Source organism: Bradyrhizobium sp. Leaf396, assembly GCF_001424605.1.
Taxonomy (GTDB): domain Bacteria; phylum Pseudomonadota; class Alphaproteobacteria; order Rhizobiales; family Xanthobacteraceae; genus Bradyrhizobium; species Bradyrhizobium japonicum_C.
The window spans coordinates 159,661-176,068 of record NZ_LMQJ01000010.1; the positions used below are offsets into that span (position 1 = coordinate 159,661).

16 protein-coding genes are annotated in these 16,408 nt (G+C 58.9%); 9 read left to right on the plus strand and 7 right to left on the minus strand.

The genetic code is table 11. From position 1 onward, the window contains the following. Positions 1 to 78: 78 nt before the first annotated feature. The 4 genes from ASG57_RS12175 to ASG57_RS12195 all read right to left on the minus strand — a co-directional run bounded on the left by ASG57_RS12175 (position 79) and on the right by ASG57_RS12195 (position 3,834). The gene (locus ASG57_RS12175; protein ID WP_046847882.1) at positions 79 to 1,107 is read right to left on the minus strand and encodes a hypothetical protein; all 1,029 of its coding nucleotides are present in this window, start codon (positions 1,105 to 1,107) and stop codon (positions 79 to 81) included. Between the two features lie 47 nt (positions 1,108 to 1,154). Continuing rightward, on the minus strand, positions 1,155 to 2,123 hold the full coding sequence (locus tag ASG57_RS12185) for a caspase family protein (protein WP_046847881.1): 969 nt from the start codon (positions 2,121 to 2,123) through the stop codon (positions 1,155 to 1,157). Beyond that, on the minus strand, positions 2,120 to 2,506 hold the full coding sequence (locus ASG57_RS12190) for a TIR domain-containing protein (RefSeq protein WP_046847880.1): 387 nt from the start codon (positions 2,504 to 2,506) through the stop codon (positions 2,120 to 2,122). Before ASG57_RS12190 ends, ASG57_RS12185 begins: the two co-directional genes overlap by 4 nt. 158 nt (positions 2,507 to 2,664) lie before the next feature. Continuing rightward, positions 2,665 to 3,834, minus strand: a complete 1,170-nt coding sequence (locus ASG57_RS12195; protein WP_082528932.1) for a Fic family protein — start codon at positions 3,832 to 3,834, stop codon at positions 2,665 to 2,667. 219 nt (positions 3,835 to 4,053) lie between these two features. On the opposite strand from ASG57_RS12195, the gene ASG57_RS12200 reads away from it, so the two are divergent. Genes ASG57_RS12200 through ASG57_RS12220 form a run of 5 tightly spaced genes read left to right on the plus strand, consistent with a single transcriptional unit; the run spans position 4,054 to position 7,594 of the window. Further along, complete coding sequence (locus tag ASG57_RS12200; RefSeq protein WP_046848462.1) at positions 4,054 to 4,536, plus strand: toll/interleukin-1 receptor domain-containing protein; 483 nt, start codon at positions 4,054 to 4,056, stop codon at positions 4,534 to 4,536. Positions 4,537 to 4,567: 31 nt separating this feature from the next. After that, entirely contained in the window at positions 4,568 to 4,894 is a 327-nt protein-coding gene (locus ASG57_RS12205; RefSeq protein ID WP_046847879.1) for a TIR domain-containing protein, read from the plus strand. Positions 4,895 to 4,911: 17 nt separating this feature from the next. After that, complete coding sequence (locus ASG57_RS12210) at positions 4,912 to 5,907, plus strand: caspase family protein (RefSeq protein ID WP_046847878.1); 996 nt, start codon at positions 4,912 to 4,914, stop codon at positions 5,905 to 5,907. A 15-nt stretch (positions 5,908 to 5,922) separates the two neighbouring features. Beyond that, positions 5,923 to 6,222, plus strand: coding sequence for a hypothetical protein (locus tag ASG57_RS12215; RefSeq protein WP_046847877.1), 300 nt, complete (start codon positions 5,923 to 5,925; stop codon positions 6,220 to 6,222). Then, positions 6,215 to 7,594: a metallophosphoesterase family protein gene (locus ASG57_RS12220; RefSeq protein ID WP_046847876.1), complete on the plus strand. Its 1,380-nt coding sequence runs from the start codon at positions 6,215 to 6,217 to the stop codon at positions 7,592 to 7,594. Before ASG57_RS12215 ends, ASG57_RS12220 begins: the two co-directional genes overlap by 8 nt. 75 nt (positions 7,595 to 7,669) lie before the next feature. On the opposite strand, the gene ASG57_RS12225 is transcribed toward ASG57_RS12220, so the two are convergent. Continuing rightward, positions 7,670 to 8,230, minus strand: a complete 561-nt coding sequence (locus ASG57_RS12225; RefSeq protein WP_046847875.1) for a hypothetical protein — start codon at positions 8,228 to 8,230, stop codon at positions 7,670 to 7,672. Positions 8,231 to 8,258: 28 nt separating this feature from the next. Next, positions 8,259 to 8,573 carry a hypothetical protein gene (locus ASG57_RS12230; protein ID WP_046847874.1) on the minus strand — a complete coding sequence of 105 codons (315 nt, stop codon included), beginning with the start codon at positions 8,571 to 8,573 and terminating at the stop codon, positions 8,259 to 8,261. An 811-nt stretch (positions 8,574 to 9,384) separates the two neighbouring features. Between ASG57_RS12230 and ASG57_RS12240 the strand changes: the two genes are divergently transcribed. Together ASG57_RS12240 and ASG57_RS12245 are read left to right on the plus strand one after the other, a co-directional pair. Next, a complete protein-coding gene (locus tag ASG57_RS12240; RefSeq protein WP_046847871.1) occupies positions 9,385 to 10,794 on the plus strand; it encodes a DUF2130 domain-containing protein in 1,410 nt (469 codons plus the stop codon). 430 nt (positions 10,795 to 11,224) lie between these two features. Continuing rightward, a complete protein-coding gene (locus tag ASG57_RS12245) occupies positions 11,225 to 11,617 on the plus strand; it encodes a hypothetical protein (RefSeq protein WP_046848461.1) in 393 nt (130 codons plus the stop codon). A 426-nt stretch (positions 11,618 to 12,043) separates the two neighbouring features. On the opposite strand, the gene ASG57_RS12250 is transcribed toward ASG57_RS12245, so the two are convergent. Next, positions 12,044 to 12,997, minus strand: coding sequence for a LysR substrate-binding domain-containing protein (locus tag ASG57_RS12250; protein ID WP_046847870.1), 954 nt, complete (start codon positions 12,995 to 12,997; stop codon positions 12,044 to 12,046). A gap of 131 nt (positions 12,998 to 13,128) precedes the next feature. On the opposite strand from ASG57_RS12250, the gene ASG57_RS12255 reads away from it, so the two are divergent. Continuing rightward, positions 13,129 to 14,583 (plus strand): aldehyde dehydrogenase family protein, encoded by a 1,455-nt coding sequence (locus ASG57_RS12255; protein ID WP_046847869.1) that lies wholly within the window; start codon positions 13,129 to 13,131, stop codon positions 14,581 to 14,583. A 30-nt stretch (positions 14,584 to 14,613) separates the two neighbouring features. Next, positions 14,614 to 16,404 (plus strand): thiamine pyrophosphate-binding protein, encoded by a 1,791-nt coding sequence (locus ASG57_RS12260; protein WP_046847868.1) that lies wholly within the window; start codon positions 14,614 to 14,616, stop codon positions 16,402 to 16,404. Positions 16,405 to 16,408 lie beyond the last annotated feature (4 nt).

The window sequence follows — 16,408 nt, forward strand, 5'->3', positions numbered from 1 at the left end:
TCCAATGACACGCCGGGAAGCGATTTCCAAAGGCTGGCTCCGACACGGTCTGGGACCATCGTAAGGCTACCTTTCGCTTTATCCGTTCAGCTTGCCGTAGGCAGACAAAATTTGCGCTGTCTCGGCACCGTCGATGATGCAGTACCGTCGTGGCCGGCGCGGATCGTAAGCAAGGCTCTCCGTGACTCGAACCACTGTGTTCTCAATTTTGTTGCAGTGCTGCACCACGATTAGATCGACCGGCTCTTCGAACGCACGGATGAGCTGATCGCCGCGTTTGCCCATGTTGCCGGGATGGAGTGGGCCAGGTACGGACGGTCCTTTAAAGATAAAGGCTGCCGACGTCGGCTTGTCGTCGATCGTCAAGCGCGCGGTCTGCAGGTCGGATTTCTCGCCACCCCAATCCTTCGACACGTAAGGCTCCCCAATGATGTCGGCGAAGGCCTGTTTGACCGCTGCTTCGGGCATGCTCTCGATTGCTCTGAGGTCAGCGGCTGTTGGCTGCGGCCTCTGCTCAACTCGTGAGAATTGGTCAATTTGCTGCGGATAGATGCGGATCGATGTGGCGATGGGCATGGGAAGGACAGCGCCTTCAATCTCTTCGCCGATGATGTAAGGAAAGACTTCGGCCTTTTGACCATTGAATTCGAAGTGGCCGGCAACAAGCATGCGCTTCTTGCCCTTCAATACCCCGACCGAGGTGTCCGAGAAGAAATGCTCGTTGCTCATTTCGCCAAACATTTCGTATTCGGTTGTCGCCAGAGGTATGTTTCCTCTTAGGGTCGCGTTCTTGGGCAGCTTTCCTTTTTGCGCCCGCCTGCTTGCCTCGGCTGCGCCGGAAAACGAAAATACGCCCCACACGAAACCCAGGACGCGTTTGCCTTCGACGTCCTTCATGGCAACAACTTCGGTGAGATTTGGAAACCTACCGTGTCGCAGCAGCTCTTGAGCCGTGGCGGTAACGTCTCTCATTGCCAGTACCCGTTCGCCCGAATTTTCGACGAGGGGGTTTTGCGCTTCGACTGCGAAATTGACGTCAGCGAGCAAGCCAAGGCGCCGGCTGTTGAGGTAGTACGGAAAAAGCCGAGTGTCCTCGAAGCCGGCCATGTCAACGCACTCCCGTTATTGGCGCTCATGCTCGTAGAGCAGGGGGCCTACAGTCGACCCCGCTGAACAAGCTGCAGGTAGAACTTTCCGAGGTCGGTGAGAAGCACAAAGCCCGACCGCTCAGCACTCCAATACAGATCCGTTCCGACTTTCGGCCGGACCAAGCCCGCGATCTGATACTGCTTCAGCTTCTTGAAGATGGCGACGTTCTCGGGCTTTGCCGCCCCGACGTTGGTCTCTTCGAAGGTCGGATCGAGTTGATACTCGTGCTCCGGCCCTGAAAAATACCTCGCCAGCTCGCGCAGCGTCCGATGGTCGACCTTAGGTTCGCAAAGCCGCACGGGCTCAAGATGCGCCGCGTGAGACTTGTACAGCGGACGCTGATCCCAAGCTCCCAGCGCGGCCTCAGCGTAGGCATAGATCGAGGCCGCGGAAACCCGGCCGCGGACGTCCGCAGCACCGCCACGCAACGCGCCCAACACGAGGTTCGTGAAAACGCCGTGACCGTTGACCTCCATAGAAGGTTCGTCGGACCGGGACGCCGCAAGAACCGTTACGCCCTCTCGCAGCAGGACCTTTTCCATCCCGCCGTTCTGAAAGGGATTGATATTGCCGGTCGAACCGCTGAAGCAGCAGTCGATGATGAGAAGAACAGTACTCGCCTTGGATTTGTTGGCGAGATTGACCAGGTCATCCATGGCCAGACCGGGATCGCCCTCGCTACCCTCCTGGGTGACTAGGTAAGCGCCCGTCGACGTGGTCGCGCCGTGGCCGGAGAAATAGAACAGGACATCACCGTTGAACCCGGCAAAGAGATCGTCCCATGCCGTCCTCAACGTCGCCCGAGTTACGCGCTGTTTGCCCGGGCTCGTCAGCAGACGGGTGTCGAAGTTCCTCGACTGATCTGCATGAAAGCTGATGAGCTCGTCCATAGCCTGCACGTCCGCAACGCAGGCACCAAGCGGCGTGACGTTGTCGTACTCGTTGATGCCGACGAGTAAGGCGCGCTTGCTCACAGTTTGTCGAGAAAGGCTTTGATGTTGGCCCAGGACCACCCAACAACCGACACGCCGGAAAGCTCGGCGGGGAGGGAGGTCGGGCGCTCATCTGACGTTGTGTAGATGCCGCGAACGGCAACTTTTTCTTCTTTCGACGTCTTGATCTCCCAGAGCTGGCCGGCCGCGTTCTTGGTGTTCTTGCTAACCAACGCAATCGTGCCGTCGCAGCCCTTGATGCGCGACCGGCACTTTGTTTTCCATTGTTCGTCCCAGGGCTCTTTCACTGACATGTCGACGAATTCGAATGGGCTCTTCTCGTTCTTGGCTTGGCCTACCAGGTAGTCCCGGGCCCATTTGTCCTCGACGGCGAAAGCGATGAAAATTCTGTTCTTTGTTGCCATATGATTCTTCCTTCTCGCCGCGATTGTGGAGAAAGCCGGGAGTTACGTCAAATTGCAAAGGGAAATCCTTGTGGGATACTGGCGACAGTCGAGGGTGGGCCGGCGGAACGCCCAAGCCGGAGGTATCTCGCGACGAATTATGGCTCATCTGCCCGGCTTTAGACGGCAGGTTGATACAGTCTTGGAAACCATCGATCGACGAGGGCTGTCGGAAACCCGAGCTTCACAGGTGAGCGCGTGGTCGGCGAGACCAGGTAGCCCTTTTCAATAAGTGCATTGAGGACGGTCCGAGCCTGTCGCTCTTCATAGCCCGTGAGTGCCGGCGCGTGGCCTCGCGCGTACTCACCAGCCATGACGGCTTCACGCAGTAAAGGCCAGGAGCCCTTTGGCAGCCGTTTTGCGCGGGTTTCCTCTTCTGTCCAAATCTCCATACGCCTGAGGAGTTCTTCTGGCTCCAGAAGCCCGGCCATGAAGTCAACCTGATCGACGCAGGTCGTCAGGAAGAATTTGCAGAAATCAATGAGCCCGGCCATCGTGAGATTGCCGCGCCCATCGAGATCGCCGCGTCGCGGTTCGTCAGCCGCCTGTAGGTTGGCCTTGTAATCGGCGACGAGTCGCGCCAGCCCGCGCGAAACGGCCCACAGCTCAGAACCGACATCCAGCTCGCGCAAGAGCGCATGCGAGAACAGGCGCGTCACTCGGCCGTTACCGTCAAGAAACGGGTGTATCCAGGCCAACCGATGGTGGGAAGCGGCAACGCCGATGATCTTGCGCAGCCGCGAAAGATGCTTTGAGGAATAGCCTTCGGCAAACCGCGCCAAGAACGCGGGGAGGTCTGCGGGAGGGGGCGGGATGTGCGCGCCTACTTTGACGTGGTCCTTCCGCAGCTCGCCCGGGACCATCTTGATCTTCGCTTTAGTGGTGGGGTGTTCGGCGACGAGCAGCTCCTCGGGCAAGCGTTCGCAGAAGTTTTTGTGCGTCCAGACGATGAAGTCGACGGATAGCACGGGCGAGGGGGCTTCACCGCGATCGATCATCCGCTGCACCTCGATGTGGGCGCGCGCCTCCAATTGCAGGTTGCGGCGCTCCGGGTCCCTGGCGAAGTCGTCGTGAAGGGCGCGGTCGATGTCGATAGGCAAGGTGTTGTGGCCCTCGATGAGGTTCGAGTAATAGCAGTTCATCGAACGCACCAGGTCGCCGACGGAACCCCGCATGACGGGATGAAGGCGGCCGGCCAGGGTGCTGGCCTTGGCAACCAGGTCAGTGGCCAGGTCTTCGAGTTCCTGCCGGTCGTCGGGCAGGAGGGGTTCCATCGCTGATACGTTCATTTTGCCGCTTTCTTTGCCGCCAAATAGTAAAGCAAACAGAGGCACTAAGATAAGTTAAGACAGCATGATTTGCCGGTTTTATTGCCGCTTTGGCGGGCAAAAATCCTCGTAACCCGCTGCCTGCTCCACTACCTCTGTGGAAAAGTTCCCCTCCTGCGCAGCAAGGGTTGCACCCTCGGCCCTTGTTCTATAAATGTTCCCGCGGGCAGGAGGGAAATGATGCCGATTAAGGTCTTTATTTCACACAAAAAAGAGGACACGGAGCAAGCTGGCGCCATTGCGGCACATCTTACCGCCAATGGCCTCTTCGTCTACCTGGACGTCATCGACGCGCAACTGGGAAAGAGTGGGCCGGATCTCGCTGACTACATCCGGGCCCAAATGGAAAAGTGCACCCAGTTGCTGGCGGTCATCAGTGCGCAAACCCAAGCCTCCTGGTGGGTGCCGTGGGAAATCGGGGTCGCGACCGAGAAAGAGCGATTTCTGGCCTCGTTCGTTTCCGGCAACGCCACGGTGCCGGAATTTCTGCAGAAATGGCCTTACCTCCGCACAAGGGCGGACCTTGACGCCTATGTCCGAGAATCAAAACGCGCAGAACTGCTGGTCGAAAATCGCGTCCAAAAGGGCGATCGATTGACGGCCCGCGCGCAAGGCTTCCGATCGTTTCATACGTCATTGAAGGCTTCTCTCGGGCAGCCTTGAGCAACAAACCTTGGTATCAGGAGAAGACAGCATGGCTGCCACGAAAGTTGTTTTTGTTGCCTTTGCAATCGAGGACGTGAAGCAACGCGATTTGCTGAAGGGGCAGTCTCTTCATCCGCGCGCTCCGTACGAGTTCATCGATATGTCGGTGAAGGAGACGTACGACAGCGGCTGGAAAGACAAGGTGCGGACGCGCATTCGCCGATCCGATGGCGTCATCGTCCTCGTCAGCAAGAACTCGACCTCCTCGACCGGGCAGAAGTGGGAAATCGCCTGCGCGAAGGAAGAGGGCAAGAAGATTCGTGGAATCTGGGCCTACAGCGATGACCGCACGGAGATTCAGGGCGTGTCGACCTGACTCCCTGTAAGCCGGACATGCGCAAGGCTCTTATCGTTGGCGTCGATTACTATCACGACCTCACCCCGCTCAGCGGATGTGTGAGTGATGCAGATGCGGTAGCCGGCGTTCTGGCCCGAAATGCTGACGGAACAACGAATTTCACGACACCGAAGGTGCTGACCGCCACCGGCGCTCACAACCTGATCACCCGGCGGGCGCTGCGAGACGCCATCGAGGCACTGTTCGCAGACCCTTCCGAGATCGCTCTCCTGTATTTCGCCGGCCATGGGTACGTCGACACGACCGGCGGCTACCTTTGTGCAAGCGATTGCCGGGACGGCGATGACGGACTGGCGCTCAGTGATGTGATGACGTTCGCGAAGGCATCGAAAGCGGCGAACAAGATCATCATCCTGGATAGCTGCCATGGCGGAATCGCGGGCAACCAGGCCGGCAAAGGCGGTCTCGCGGAGATCGGCGAGGGCATGACGCTTCTGACCGCGTCGACCGAGAACCAATACTCATACGAGGGCGGGAACGGGGCGCCGGGCGTGTTCACCAACCTGCTTGTCGATGCATTGAACGGGGCGGCGGCCAATCTGGTTGGCGATGTCACGCCCGGCAGCGTATACGCCCATATCGACCAATCGCTGGGACCATGGGGTGGTCAGCGTCCCGTCTTCAAGACCAACGTCCGGTCGTTTGTGTCGTTGCGCAAGGCCACACCGCCGATTGCTCTCGAAGAGCTTCTGCAGCTCGCCATCCACTTCCCGCAACCGGGATTCAAGTTCCAGCTTGATCCGTCCTATGAGCCGGAAAGATCACAGGAAAAGCGCGACGATCCAGCGATCCCGCCGCCCGACCCGATAAGGAATGCCATCTTCAAGGTGCTCCAGAACTATGTCAGAGTGAATCTGGTTCGGCCCGTCGATGCGCCCCACATGTGGCATGCAGCGATGGAGAGCAAGTCGTGCGAGCTGACAGTTCTGGGCGAGCATTATCGTCGATTGGTAGCAGACAAGCTCATCTGAGACCGGGGAGGCGGGATGTCCGACAAGCAATTTACTGTATCCTTCGCCTCGTTGATCGAAGAGCTTGCCGCGCTTGAGCATCGGCGTTGGGCGCACTGGCAGCGCTATGTTCATGAAAAAGGCGAGCGCCGCCCCGACGGTTCAGTGGTCTTGCCGGCAGAGCTTGTTGCTCGGTGGGAACGCCTGATCAACACCCCGTACGAAGAGCTCACAAACGAAGAAAAGGACAGCGACCGCGAGCAGGTGCAGAAATATCTGCCGATCCTGAAGCGTTGGCTGCAGCGCGTTCGCGGAGAAAACGAAGGTAATGCCTGAATCATTCAAGTGCTTCCGTGACCCGCTCCTTTCCCTGTATCAATCGGCCGTCACTGAAATTGCCAAGAAAATCGACAAGGGAGCGGCCGCGGCTCCCCGGAGCCGTGCCGGGCTGCAGCGATCCATGGTCAGCACTCTCCCCGGTATCGCGGCGGACATCGCCGAGCGGGAATATAGTCGCGCGACGGGAGGTGTGGCGCCTGCTTCCCCAGCAGGGCCCTCTGCACGAGAACTGTCGAAGTCCGGCATTGCTGAGGTCTGTGCCGAATGGGGGTGGCGCTACATGAAAGCGCTGGCGGCCTCCGATGCCAACGCCATCCAGCAACTCGAGAACGAGTTCACCGCCGGGACTTGCGATCCCGCATGGTTCAGCACCCTGGTGGAATACAGGCGCTTTTTCGAGAACGGCAAGCGTAAGCCCATTCCTTACGTCCCGGCGCCCGCTGTCGGTCCGAAGACGATCGAGATCAAGGCCAACTCACGTATCGCGTTGATGGGAGACTGGGGCACGGGAGCCATACCTGCCATCGAGGTCTTGCAGCGCATCGCCGATGAGCATCCCGATATACTCTTGCATCTCGGCGACATCTACTACTCGGGCACAGCCGCGGAATGTCAATCGAACTTCATCGATCCGATCGACTCCATTCTCCGCAAGGACAAGGCGTTGCCGGTGTTTTCGCTGTCAGGCAACCACGATATGTACTGTGGAGGCGTGGGTTTCTACGACCTCATAACGAAGCTGAACCCTGCGCCCTTCACGCAGCCAGCCAGTTTCTTCTGTCTGCGATCAGCGGACGAGAAATGGCAATTGCTCGCCATGGATACCGGTTTGCACGATGACAATCCGGCCGCTGTCGCTGGCGCACTCACTTACCTTGAAGAAGATGAGCTGGACTGGCACTGCGACCGCATCAGGGAATTCTCCGGCCGGACCATCCTGCTGTCTCATCACCAGTTGTTCTCTGCTTTCTCTCCCATTGGGGCCGCCGATCCGCAGGGTAAGCGGTCTGCAGTCAATCCCTTGCTGCTCAAAGCTTTTCAGCAGATGACAGCAACAAAGGCGATTGCCGCCTGGTTCTGGGGGCATGAGCACACTCTCAGCATCTACCAGCCATTTGCCGGGCTGGAGCGAGGCCGTTGCGTGGGCCACGGCGCTGTCCCTGTCTCCGTCATTGACGAGATCTACAAACCGGTCTCCGGTCTTACAGAGACACCAGCTTTGATTGATCAGTCGCGGCTCGCGACGCGAGGAGGCGTTTACAATCACGGCTACGCGCTTCTAAGCCTCGAAGCCGATCTATGCAGAGCCGAGTATTATCAATCGACGGCTAAAGGCCGCGAACTGATGTACAGCGAATCATTTCGTTAGCCCCAGGCTGGCAGCGAAGCCTTCACGGATGGCGCTGCTGTTGCCCGATCGTCTGCACTAATCACTGTCCTCGAATCAGCGGCGGCTCTGTATCATCGGCCCGGGAGAACCGATATGCAGCGGGTCAACACGGCGGCCCTTGTCGAGGGACTTAAGCTCGAAGTTTCGTCCAACTTTCCCTTCCTTGAGGGCGAAACATTTGAGGAGTGGATATCGCGGGCGAACCAGCTCCTGAATCCATCTCAGCGCGCCATGCTTGCGGCTAGTATTGGCACGGTGCAGCGCAAGTTGGTCGCCGAGCGCTCTGCGCAAAAGCGTGCTTGGATCGCTGCTGCCCGTTTGGAATTTCAACCAGGACGCCGACAAGCCTGCTTTGTTTGCGGGGGATTCGAACCAATCGCGCAGGCGCACCATGTCGTGCCCCTGAACGAGCAGTTCGAACATGGCTTCGATAAACCCGATCACGAGTACGAGTGGCTTTGCCCGAACCACCATGTCATCTTGCATCTCTGCATTGATCGCAGCGCTTCGACCCAGAGTTTGGGGCGCCGGATCGCTCCCAGCATGGCCGACATACCGCTGGAGCACTTCGACAAGCTGATGGAGTTGGTCGGTCGTGCTGGTCGGACGACCCATCGGCCCCGATCGTCGCCGCAGCTCGCCGCTAGCTGGTCGGCGGCTTTTGCGAGATCATCAGCGAGAACGTCGTGATCTCTTCCAGATCAGGAAATTCGTCTGCCTCTCGGCCCCACCAACTCTGCGCATCCTTGTAAAAGATGTGCAGGAACTTATGGAACCGATCGTAGAAATCCGACATGTTGAGCTTCGGTCGCTTGATCCCAGCATGCGCGAGCGCAATGTTCCTGGCGCGGCGAAATTCGGTGGGCAGTGATGGCGGGATGCTCTCGGGAAATGCGCTGATGTGATTTTCCCAACTGGGGGCCGTGCCGTCCAGGATGGCGTCCCGTCTCTTCGGCAATGACTCTGCAAATAGCTGGCAATGTACTTGTCAGCATTGACAGCCTGCAGCGTGCTAATGGCGTGACGATCGCGTGCAATGGCGCAGAGCGCAAATTCATAAAGGTGGTGGACGAATCTCGCGTAGGCGTCATGCGCCTTGTAAGCCCGCCGCCGATCCTGCCCTTGCATGATTAGGTCTTCCCCCGCGGAGGCGAACTGTCTGAAGGCCTCATCGCAGCGCAGAAATTCGTGCTTCAGGGCGATGAAGAGCGCCTTATCAGTCTCATCGCCGATCGTGAATTTCATCTCGTCTAACTCATCTCCGGCTTCTTCTTAGGTTTCTTGCGCAAGATAATTGACGATGGCGTTGAAGTTAAAGCGGCGACCGTGTAATCGGGCACACGATTACACGATTTTGGGCTTCCACGATCCAGAAGTCCTTATCAAACAAAAGGCCCCGCTCAGGCACGGGGTCTGCGCTGCCCTTAACAGCGCTGCGAGCAGCATACCTCACGACAGCGCAGCAGCCAACCAGCGCTATCTGTAACCTCATTGCTTCCCGCCAGGGATCACGGTCGGCTTCCACGGCGAGCTTTCCCTGATCGAGGCGATCATGGCTTCGATGCCGTCAGCGACGAGGGGAGACAACTCATCCCTAGCGCCCTCGTTGGTCGCCGCGCGGGGGATTGCCCGAGCAAAATGCGCAAAACCACAGCGCTTGACTTGACCCTCCAAATTCGCTCGTCCTAATTCTGTTCTCGTGCGGCCGATTCTGTCGGCCCGTCCCATTTTGAATGACAACAGCAGCCACCACGATCCGGCCAGGAACCATGCACGAGATCATCTGTCCCCACTGTGACAAGGCCTTCAAGGTCGATGAGTCCGGTTACGCGGATATCCTGAAGCAGGTCCGTGACGCGGATTTCGCTGAGCAGCTCCACGAACGGCTGGAGCTGGCCGAGCGCGACAAGCAGAGCGCCGTTGAATTGGCCAAGGCCCAGGTAAGCAGCGATCTGCAGAAGACAACGGCTGCTAAAGACGCTGAAATCCAGGACTTGAAGTCCAAGCTTGAGGGGAGTGGCGTTGCCCAGAAGCTCGCGGTTGCTGAAGCGCTCAGCGCCGTCGAAAAGGAGCGGGACAGGCTCGCGAACGCGCTGGCCGAGTCCGAGCGCGAAAAGAAGGCGGCCTCGGAGCTTGCTGACGCGCTCCTGGCGAGCGAGCAGCACAAGATTGCTGCTGCCAAGGAAAAAGAAATCCAGGAGCTGAAGGCCAAGCTTCAGGCCGTCGAGCTTGAGAAGAAGCTCGCCGTGACTGAAGCGGTCGGTGCGATCGAGAAAGAGCGCGATGAGCTGAAGAACGGCATCAAGCAGGTGCAGCTTGAAAAGCAACTCTCCGAGCAGTCGCTCAAGGACAAGTACGAAACCCAGATCAAGGATCGCGATGACGCGATCGAGCGTCTCAAGGATATGAAGGCCCGCCTCTCGACCAAGATGGTCGGTGAGACCTTGGAGCAGCACTGCGAGACCGAGTTCAACCGGGTGCGCTCGATGGCGTTTCCGCGGGCGTATTTCGAGAAAGACAACGACGCGCGGACTGGCAGCAAAGGCGATTACATCTTCCGGGATTCCGACGATGCCGGCACAGAGATCATCTCGATCATGTTTGAGATGAAGAACGAGAGTGACAAAACCGCCACGAAAGGCAAGAACGAAGACTTCCTCAAGGAGCTCGACCGGGACCGGACCGAGAAGGGCTGCGAATATGCCATCCTGGTCTCGTTGCTTGAACCGGACAACGAGCTCTACAATGCTGGCATCGTCGATGTCTTTCACCGCTACTCGAAAATGTATGTCATCCGGCCGCAGTTCTTCCTGCCGATGATTACGCTCCTGAGGAATGCGGCCATCAGTTCGCTGAAGTACAAGACCGAGCTTGCGCTCGTGAAAGCGCAGAATGTCGACATCACCCAGTTTGAAAGCCAGCTCGAAACGTTCAAGGCAGCATTCTCAAAGAACTATGATCTTGCTTCGCGGCACTTCCAGACGGCAATCGCCGAGATCGATAAGTCGATCGACCACCTGCAGAAGACCAAGGATGCCTTGATCGGTGCGGATCGCAACCTGCGCCTTGCCAATGACAAGGCACAGGACGTGACGATCAAGAAGCTGACCCGGGGCAATCCGACGATGGCGGCGAAATTCGCGGAGCTTAAGAGCCCGCCTGCCGAAGCCGCGGAGTGAGGCGGTTAAAGTAGTGAGTCCGTGCGCGCGAAATCGTGTAATCGAATTCACGATTTCACGGTCTGACGCCGGAAGGGCGGCGGTTAGCCGAAGATATGACTATGACCAAACATAGGCGACGATTGCCGCAACAGCGGCCGTTGCCAGGGTCGCAATCACATTGTCCTTCACTTTTGCGACGAACTGCACGAGCGGCGGCTTGAGAAGCTCTGTGAGGGCGGCAATGCGTCCCCTGGCGGCCTGCGCCGCCGTGCAGCGGATACTTTGCGGACCTTGAATTCGGAGTCTTCAGCTACTGTCATGCCCAACGCGGATCTCTCTGCGAATTTCCAACAAAAACCAGCGGGTGAATGTCGTGGGTCGACAGGGCTATCGACTTCTCCTAAGATGTAGCGGGAGTAAGTTCGCGGAGCCGGGTACGGGTGGGGCAGTGAACTTCCAGGTGACGGTTCTCAAGGTGCTGGTCAGCTATCCAGGCGGGTTCGCCGCCATGGCCGAACTCAAGCGCGATATGGCGATTCTGGCGACCAGCGGACGGGACTGGAGCGAGCGTACGAAACGATTGGCGGCCCGCGTGCCCGACCTGGATATCTTCTCCCAAGGTCTCATCGAGCGGATGAACGGCGGCTGGCGTGTCACTGATAAAGGACGCGCGGTTCTCGAGATCATGGAGGCTCGGCCTGCACCGGTCCAAGCAACGGAGGAGCCGACACCAACCACGACTTTGTCACCGATGTCTTCGATAGCTCCAACTCGACGCATGCGGAAACGAAGCCGACGCCAACGCGACGCTCTCCGGCGAAGACGAGCGATTGCGTCGTGATAAACCTAGCTAACCAGCGGTTTTCGTCTTTCGGGAGATAGGAATATATTCCATAATCTATGTTATGCAGAAATCGAGTTGGCATGAATATGTCGTCTCATAGCATGATGTTGTTCCATAACCTACAGAGTCCAAGGAAGCCGATCCAAAAGAGTCATGGCCTTGTCGCTAAAGAACAGACCATTGAATCGCGCCACCAGTTTACGTCTCACTCCGTCATTCTGGTTTACCTAACGCGCCAGACTGGCGAAACTGTCTGCTGGAACAAACGCTGATTCATCCCGGTATATTCAGCGAAGCGCTGCAGGATTCAAACGAACGATCGACCGCCTCGCGGCGCTTGGTCATGTCACAGCGCGAACGCGTGCTCGAAGGAATGATCCTCGACGCTTCGGATCGCCTTTACTACTGCTCGAACCGGCTTCGTCACGCGGCCTCTCGTCGCTCGATCAATTGGACGCCTTTCCACTTTCGGCCTTCGATCAATTCGCGGGCAACTTCCCGCGTCTCTCCTAGAACCGCCCGGGCGGCATCTGTCATCAGTTCTGCCGATAGCGAATAAAGATAGTTCGTTCGCGTGATGGGAGCGTCGCTGATGGAAAGGGCGCGCCACTTGCCCAACGTCTCGTCGGCCTCGTGCAATGCGGACATCGGCTTGATCGTGGCACCCATCCCTTCGCTCACGCATTGCATCAGAAGCGTCAGGGAATCGATTTCGACGCTCACGTTCGGCTTCATGTTCCGCTGTTCGAACTCCGCGACCACACGTCGGCGAAGGCCGTGAGAGCTGGTTGGCAGGATCAAGGGAATCTGGGCAAGTTCCGAAATCGAGACCGATTTTCGATTGTGGGGGATATAGCCGCTTTTTTCCGGGAAGATCACGAAGAGCTCTTCCTCCAGCAGGGGCTCGGCGCACAGCTTGGACGAGACGTCATTAGTAAATAGTATAGCGATGTCCAGTTGCCCAAGGCGGATCATCTGAGCGACATGACCGCTCATTCCTTCGACGACATTGAGCAGGATGCCGGGATATCTGTTCCGGATACGCTTCATCAGCGAAAGTCCGATGGCCCGCTGAGTAGTCGGTGGCAAACCCAAGGACACCATGCCTTGCAGGTCTGTGACATCCTTTCTCGCAATCGACAGCGCCTGGTCCATCTGACGCAGCATGAAGCGGGCATGATGATAGAGGGCCAGCCCGTTTTCCGTCGGGACGACGCCGCGCGAGGAGCGCTGAAGCAGCGGTTTCCCGACTTCGTCTTCAAGCTTGGCGACCTGCTGGCTCAGCGCCGGTTGGGCGACGAAAAGGCAGCGGGATGCTTTGGAGAGACTTCCACTTTCAACGATCTGAGCGAAATAGCGAAGCTGACGAAGGTCCATGGAAGCCTCATCCCCGAGGCGCCGCGAGTTGGCTATACGGCGCGCTTATAGCCATCAATGGAAAACCCTATTTTTGCGATTGTCAAACCTGCCCTAGCTTGCATCCGTGAACGAACAGGAAGGAGCACGGGGTGGTAACCATCGGCGCGCAGCGACTGTCGACCAGGGAATTACCCGCCTGCAGGCTCCTGATCGCCGGGAAATGGCAGTCTGGCGCGAGCGAAGTGGACGTCCTTGACAAGTTTCACAATCGTCCTGCGATGGTGGCGCAACTTCCAAGTGCCGAACAGGTTGGCGTGTGTGTGGAGGCTGCATTTTCGGCTTTCAAGGCCAATGCGCTCTCTCCTTATGAGCGAGGCGCCATTCTTGATCGTGCAGCGGCAAGGCTCGAGGCGCGTGCAGACCAGCTCGTCGAGGTGCTGCGTCAGGAGGCGGGATTTCCTCGGCGCGATGCGCTGGGCGAGGTGCAGCGATGTGCCGCGACGTTCCGGCTCTCCGCTGAGGAGGCGCGACGCCTCTCGGGTGACATGATTCCGCTGGAGTCGGCCGCAGGGCAGGTAGGTCGGATCGGATTTACGCTCAGAATGCCTCTTGGTGTGGTTTGCGCGATCACGCCGTTCAATGCACCCCTGAATACCGTTGCGCACAAAGTCTGCCCGGCGCTCGCGGCCGGCAATGCCGTAATTCTGAAACCGTCGCTCCATACGCCGATGACATCCTGCATTATGGCGGAGTGCCTGCTGGAGGCAGGCCTGCCGCCCGGTCTGCTGTCTGTCCTCCACGGCGATGCGGAGGTCGCGCAATGGTTGATCAACGAAAAGAATATTCATTTCTACGCGTTCACCGGCAGCACGCAGGTCGGTCGCGCGATACAGCAGCGCGTCGGTCTGCGCCGAACCCAGATGGAGCTGGGCTCCATCGCGCACTGCATTCTTTGCAATGATGCCGATCTGAATGTCGCCTTGCCGAAGGTCATAAACGCGAGCTATCGCAAGGCAGGTCAAGTCTGTACGTCGATCCAGGTGCTGCTCATCGACAGATCGCTCGTGGACAAGGTCGAGCACCGTCTGGCGGAACTCGTCGCCGCGCTGCCGTTCGGCGACCCGGCGAACGAAAATACCGTGGTGGGTCCGGTCATCAGCGAAGCGGCTGCGGTTCGAGTTGAATCCTGGATCGTACAAGCCGTGAAGAGCGGCGCGCGCCTTCTGGTCGGCGGCGGTCGCAGCGGCTCGGTTGTTCATCCGGCGCTGTTGGCCGACGTCTCGAAGGCAACACCGCTGGGCTGTCAGGAGGTTTTCGGACCTGTCCTGACGGTCGCGCCGTTCGACTCGTTCGACGAGGCGATCGAGCGAGTCAACGCGACCCCTTACGGTCTCGCGACCGGAATCTTCACGCAGCATATCGGGAATGCACTCGAGGCGGCGCGGAAGCTCCAGGTCGGAGGCGTACACATCAACGAAACTCCCAGCTCCCGCGTCGATCTCATGCCCTATGGTGGCTCGAAGGATAGCGGTTTTGGCCGGGAAGGCCCGTATTATGCGATCCGGGAGATGAGCGAAGAGCGCATGGTCACGATCCTGGCCTGATCGAGAAACGCAGCCGGAGAAGAACAAGAAATGAGCAAGATGAAGGGTGGCGAGGTCATCGCCGAGTATCTCGTCAAGCAGAAGGTGCCGTTCATTTTCGGCGTCTGCGGCCATGGCAATGTAGGCATTCTCGATGCGCTTTACCAGGTGCGGGACAAGATCAGCCTGATTTCGCCGCGGCACGAGCAGGCGGCGGGCCATATGGCTGACGCTTACTTTCGCGTCAAGCACAGTCCGGTCGCGACGTTGACGTCAACAGGTCCGGGCTCGGCGAATATCGTGATGCCGCTGATCACAGCCCTGTCGGACTCATCGGCGTTCATGGCAATCACGGCAAACGTGCCGACGTCGCAGGCCAATCGTGGACCCTTCCAGGAGCTCTACGCGCACAATCAGGCCGACTTTGCTCAGGTCATGCGGCCGGTGGTCAAGCGGACGTTCCAGCCCACGCGCGTCGACATGCTGCCCCTGGCGTTGCGCCAGGGCTTCGACACGATGGTGACCGGCAGGCCAGGCCCCGTGAACTTGGATATTCCATACAATGTCTTCCAGGAGGAGGATGACGTCGAACTGCCGGCGCCGTCACACGTGCACGGCGGGCATCGCCCCAATGCCAGCCCCGCGGATATTGCGAAGGCGCTCGACCTGCTGAGCGCTTCCAGGAAACCGGTTTTCTTTGTCGGGCAAGGGACGACGCTGTCCGAAGCCAGCCCCGAGATCACGGCGCTTCAGCAGAAATACGGCATCCCGGTTATCACGTCTCCGAATGGCATGGGTCTCGTGCCCTCCGGCGACCCGCTGACGCTGGGCTTTATCGGGCGCAACGGTGCCTATCCGGCCAATCAGGCCGGTCGTTTTGCCGATCTCGTGATCTGCATCGGAACGCGCTTCGACGACCGCTCGTCATCGTCATGGCACCCGGGCTATTCCTGGAATTTCCCGGAGACCAAGCTTATCCAGGCCGACATCGATCCCGCGGAGCTCGGGCGCAACTATCCGCCGACGCTCGGCGTCATCGCCGATGCCAAGACCTTCGCGGCGCAACTGCTCGACGGGATGGCCGAGCGGAAGGACATTCGGCGGGAGAACTTCGAGCCGTGGCGCGCCGAGGTTGCCGGTTGGCAGGCCGAATGGGACGCGTTCGTCCGTCCTCACTTCAAGGACGTGACGACGCCGATCCGGCCGGAATATGTGGTCGACGCGCTGACCGACATCCTGCCCGACGATGTGATCCTGTCGCTAGATTCCGGCGTGCATCACAATTGGTTCATGCAGTTCTGGAAGCCCCGCCGGGCGCAGAGCATGCTCAATAGCTGGGGCTATTCGTCGATGGGCTTCGGCGTGTGCGGCGTTCTCGGTGCGCACCTGGCGGCGCCCGACCGCACCTGTGTTGCGGTCGTCGGCGATGGCGGCTTCATGATGGCGCCCCATGTGGTTGCGACCGCGGTCGAGTATTCGCTGCCCTGCATCTGGATCGTGTGGAACAACTTCGCCTGGGGTGCGATCCGCGACATTCAATATGGAATGTTCGGAGGCAGGGAGCTCGGGACCGCCTTCTACAAGGGCAATCAGGGGCCCGGCGGCGAACGATACAATCCGGACTTCGCAGCGTGGGCGCGTGCCTGCGGCGCCGATGGCTACACGGTCACCAGGAGCGAGGATCTGCGCGGTGTCGTGGAAACGGCGATCAAGAATCGCCGACCTTGCGTCATCGATCTGCATGTCGATGCCGAGGTGCGTCCACCGTCCACGGGGACGTGGCAATTGCCGCCCGTGCCGTACAAGGAGCCGGTCTTCGGTAAACCGCAGCGGCTGATCTGAAGCA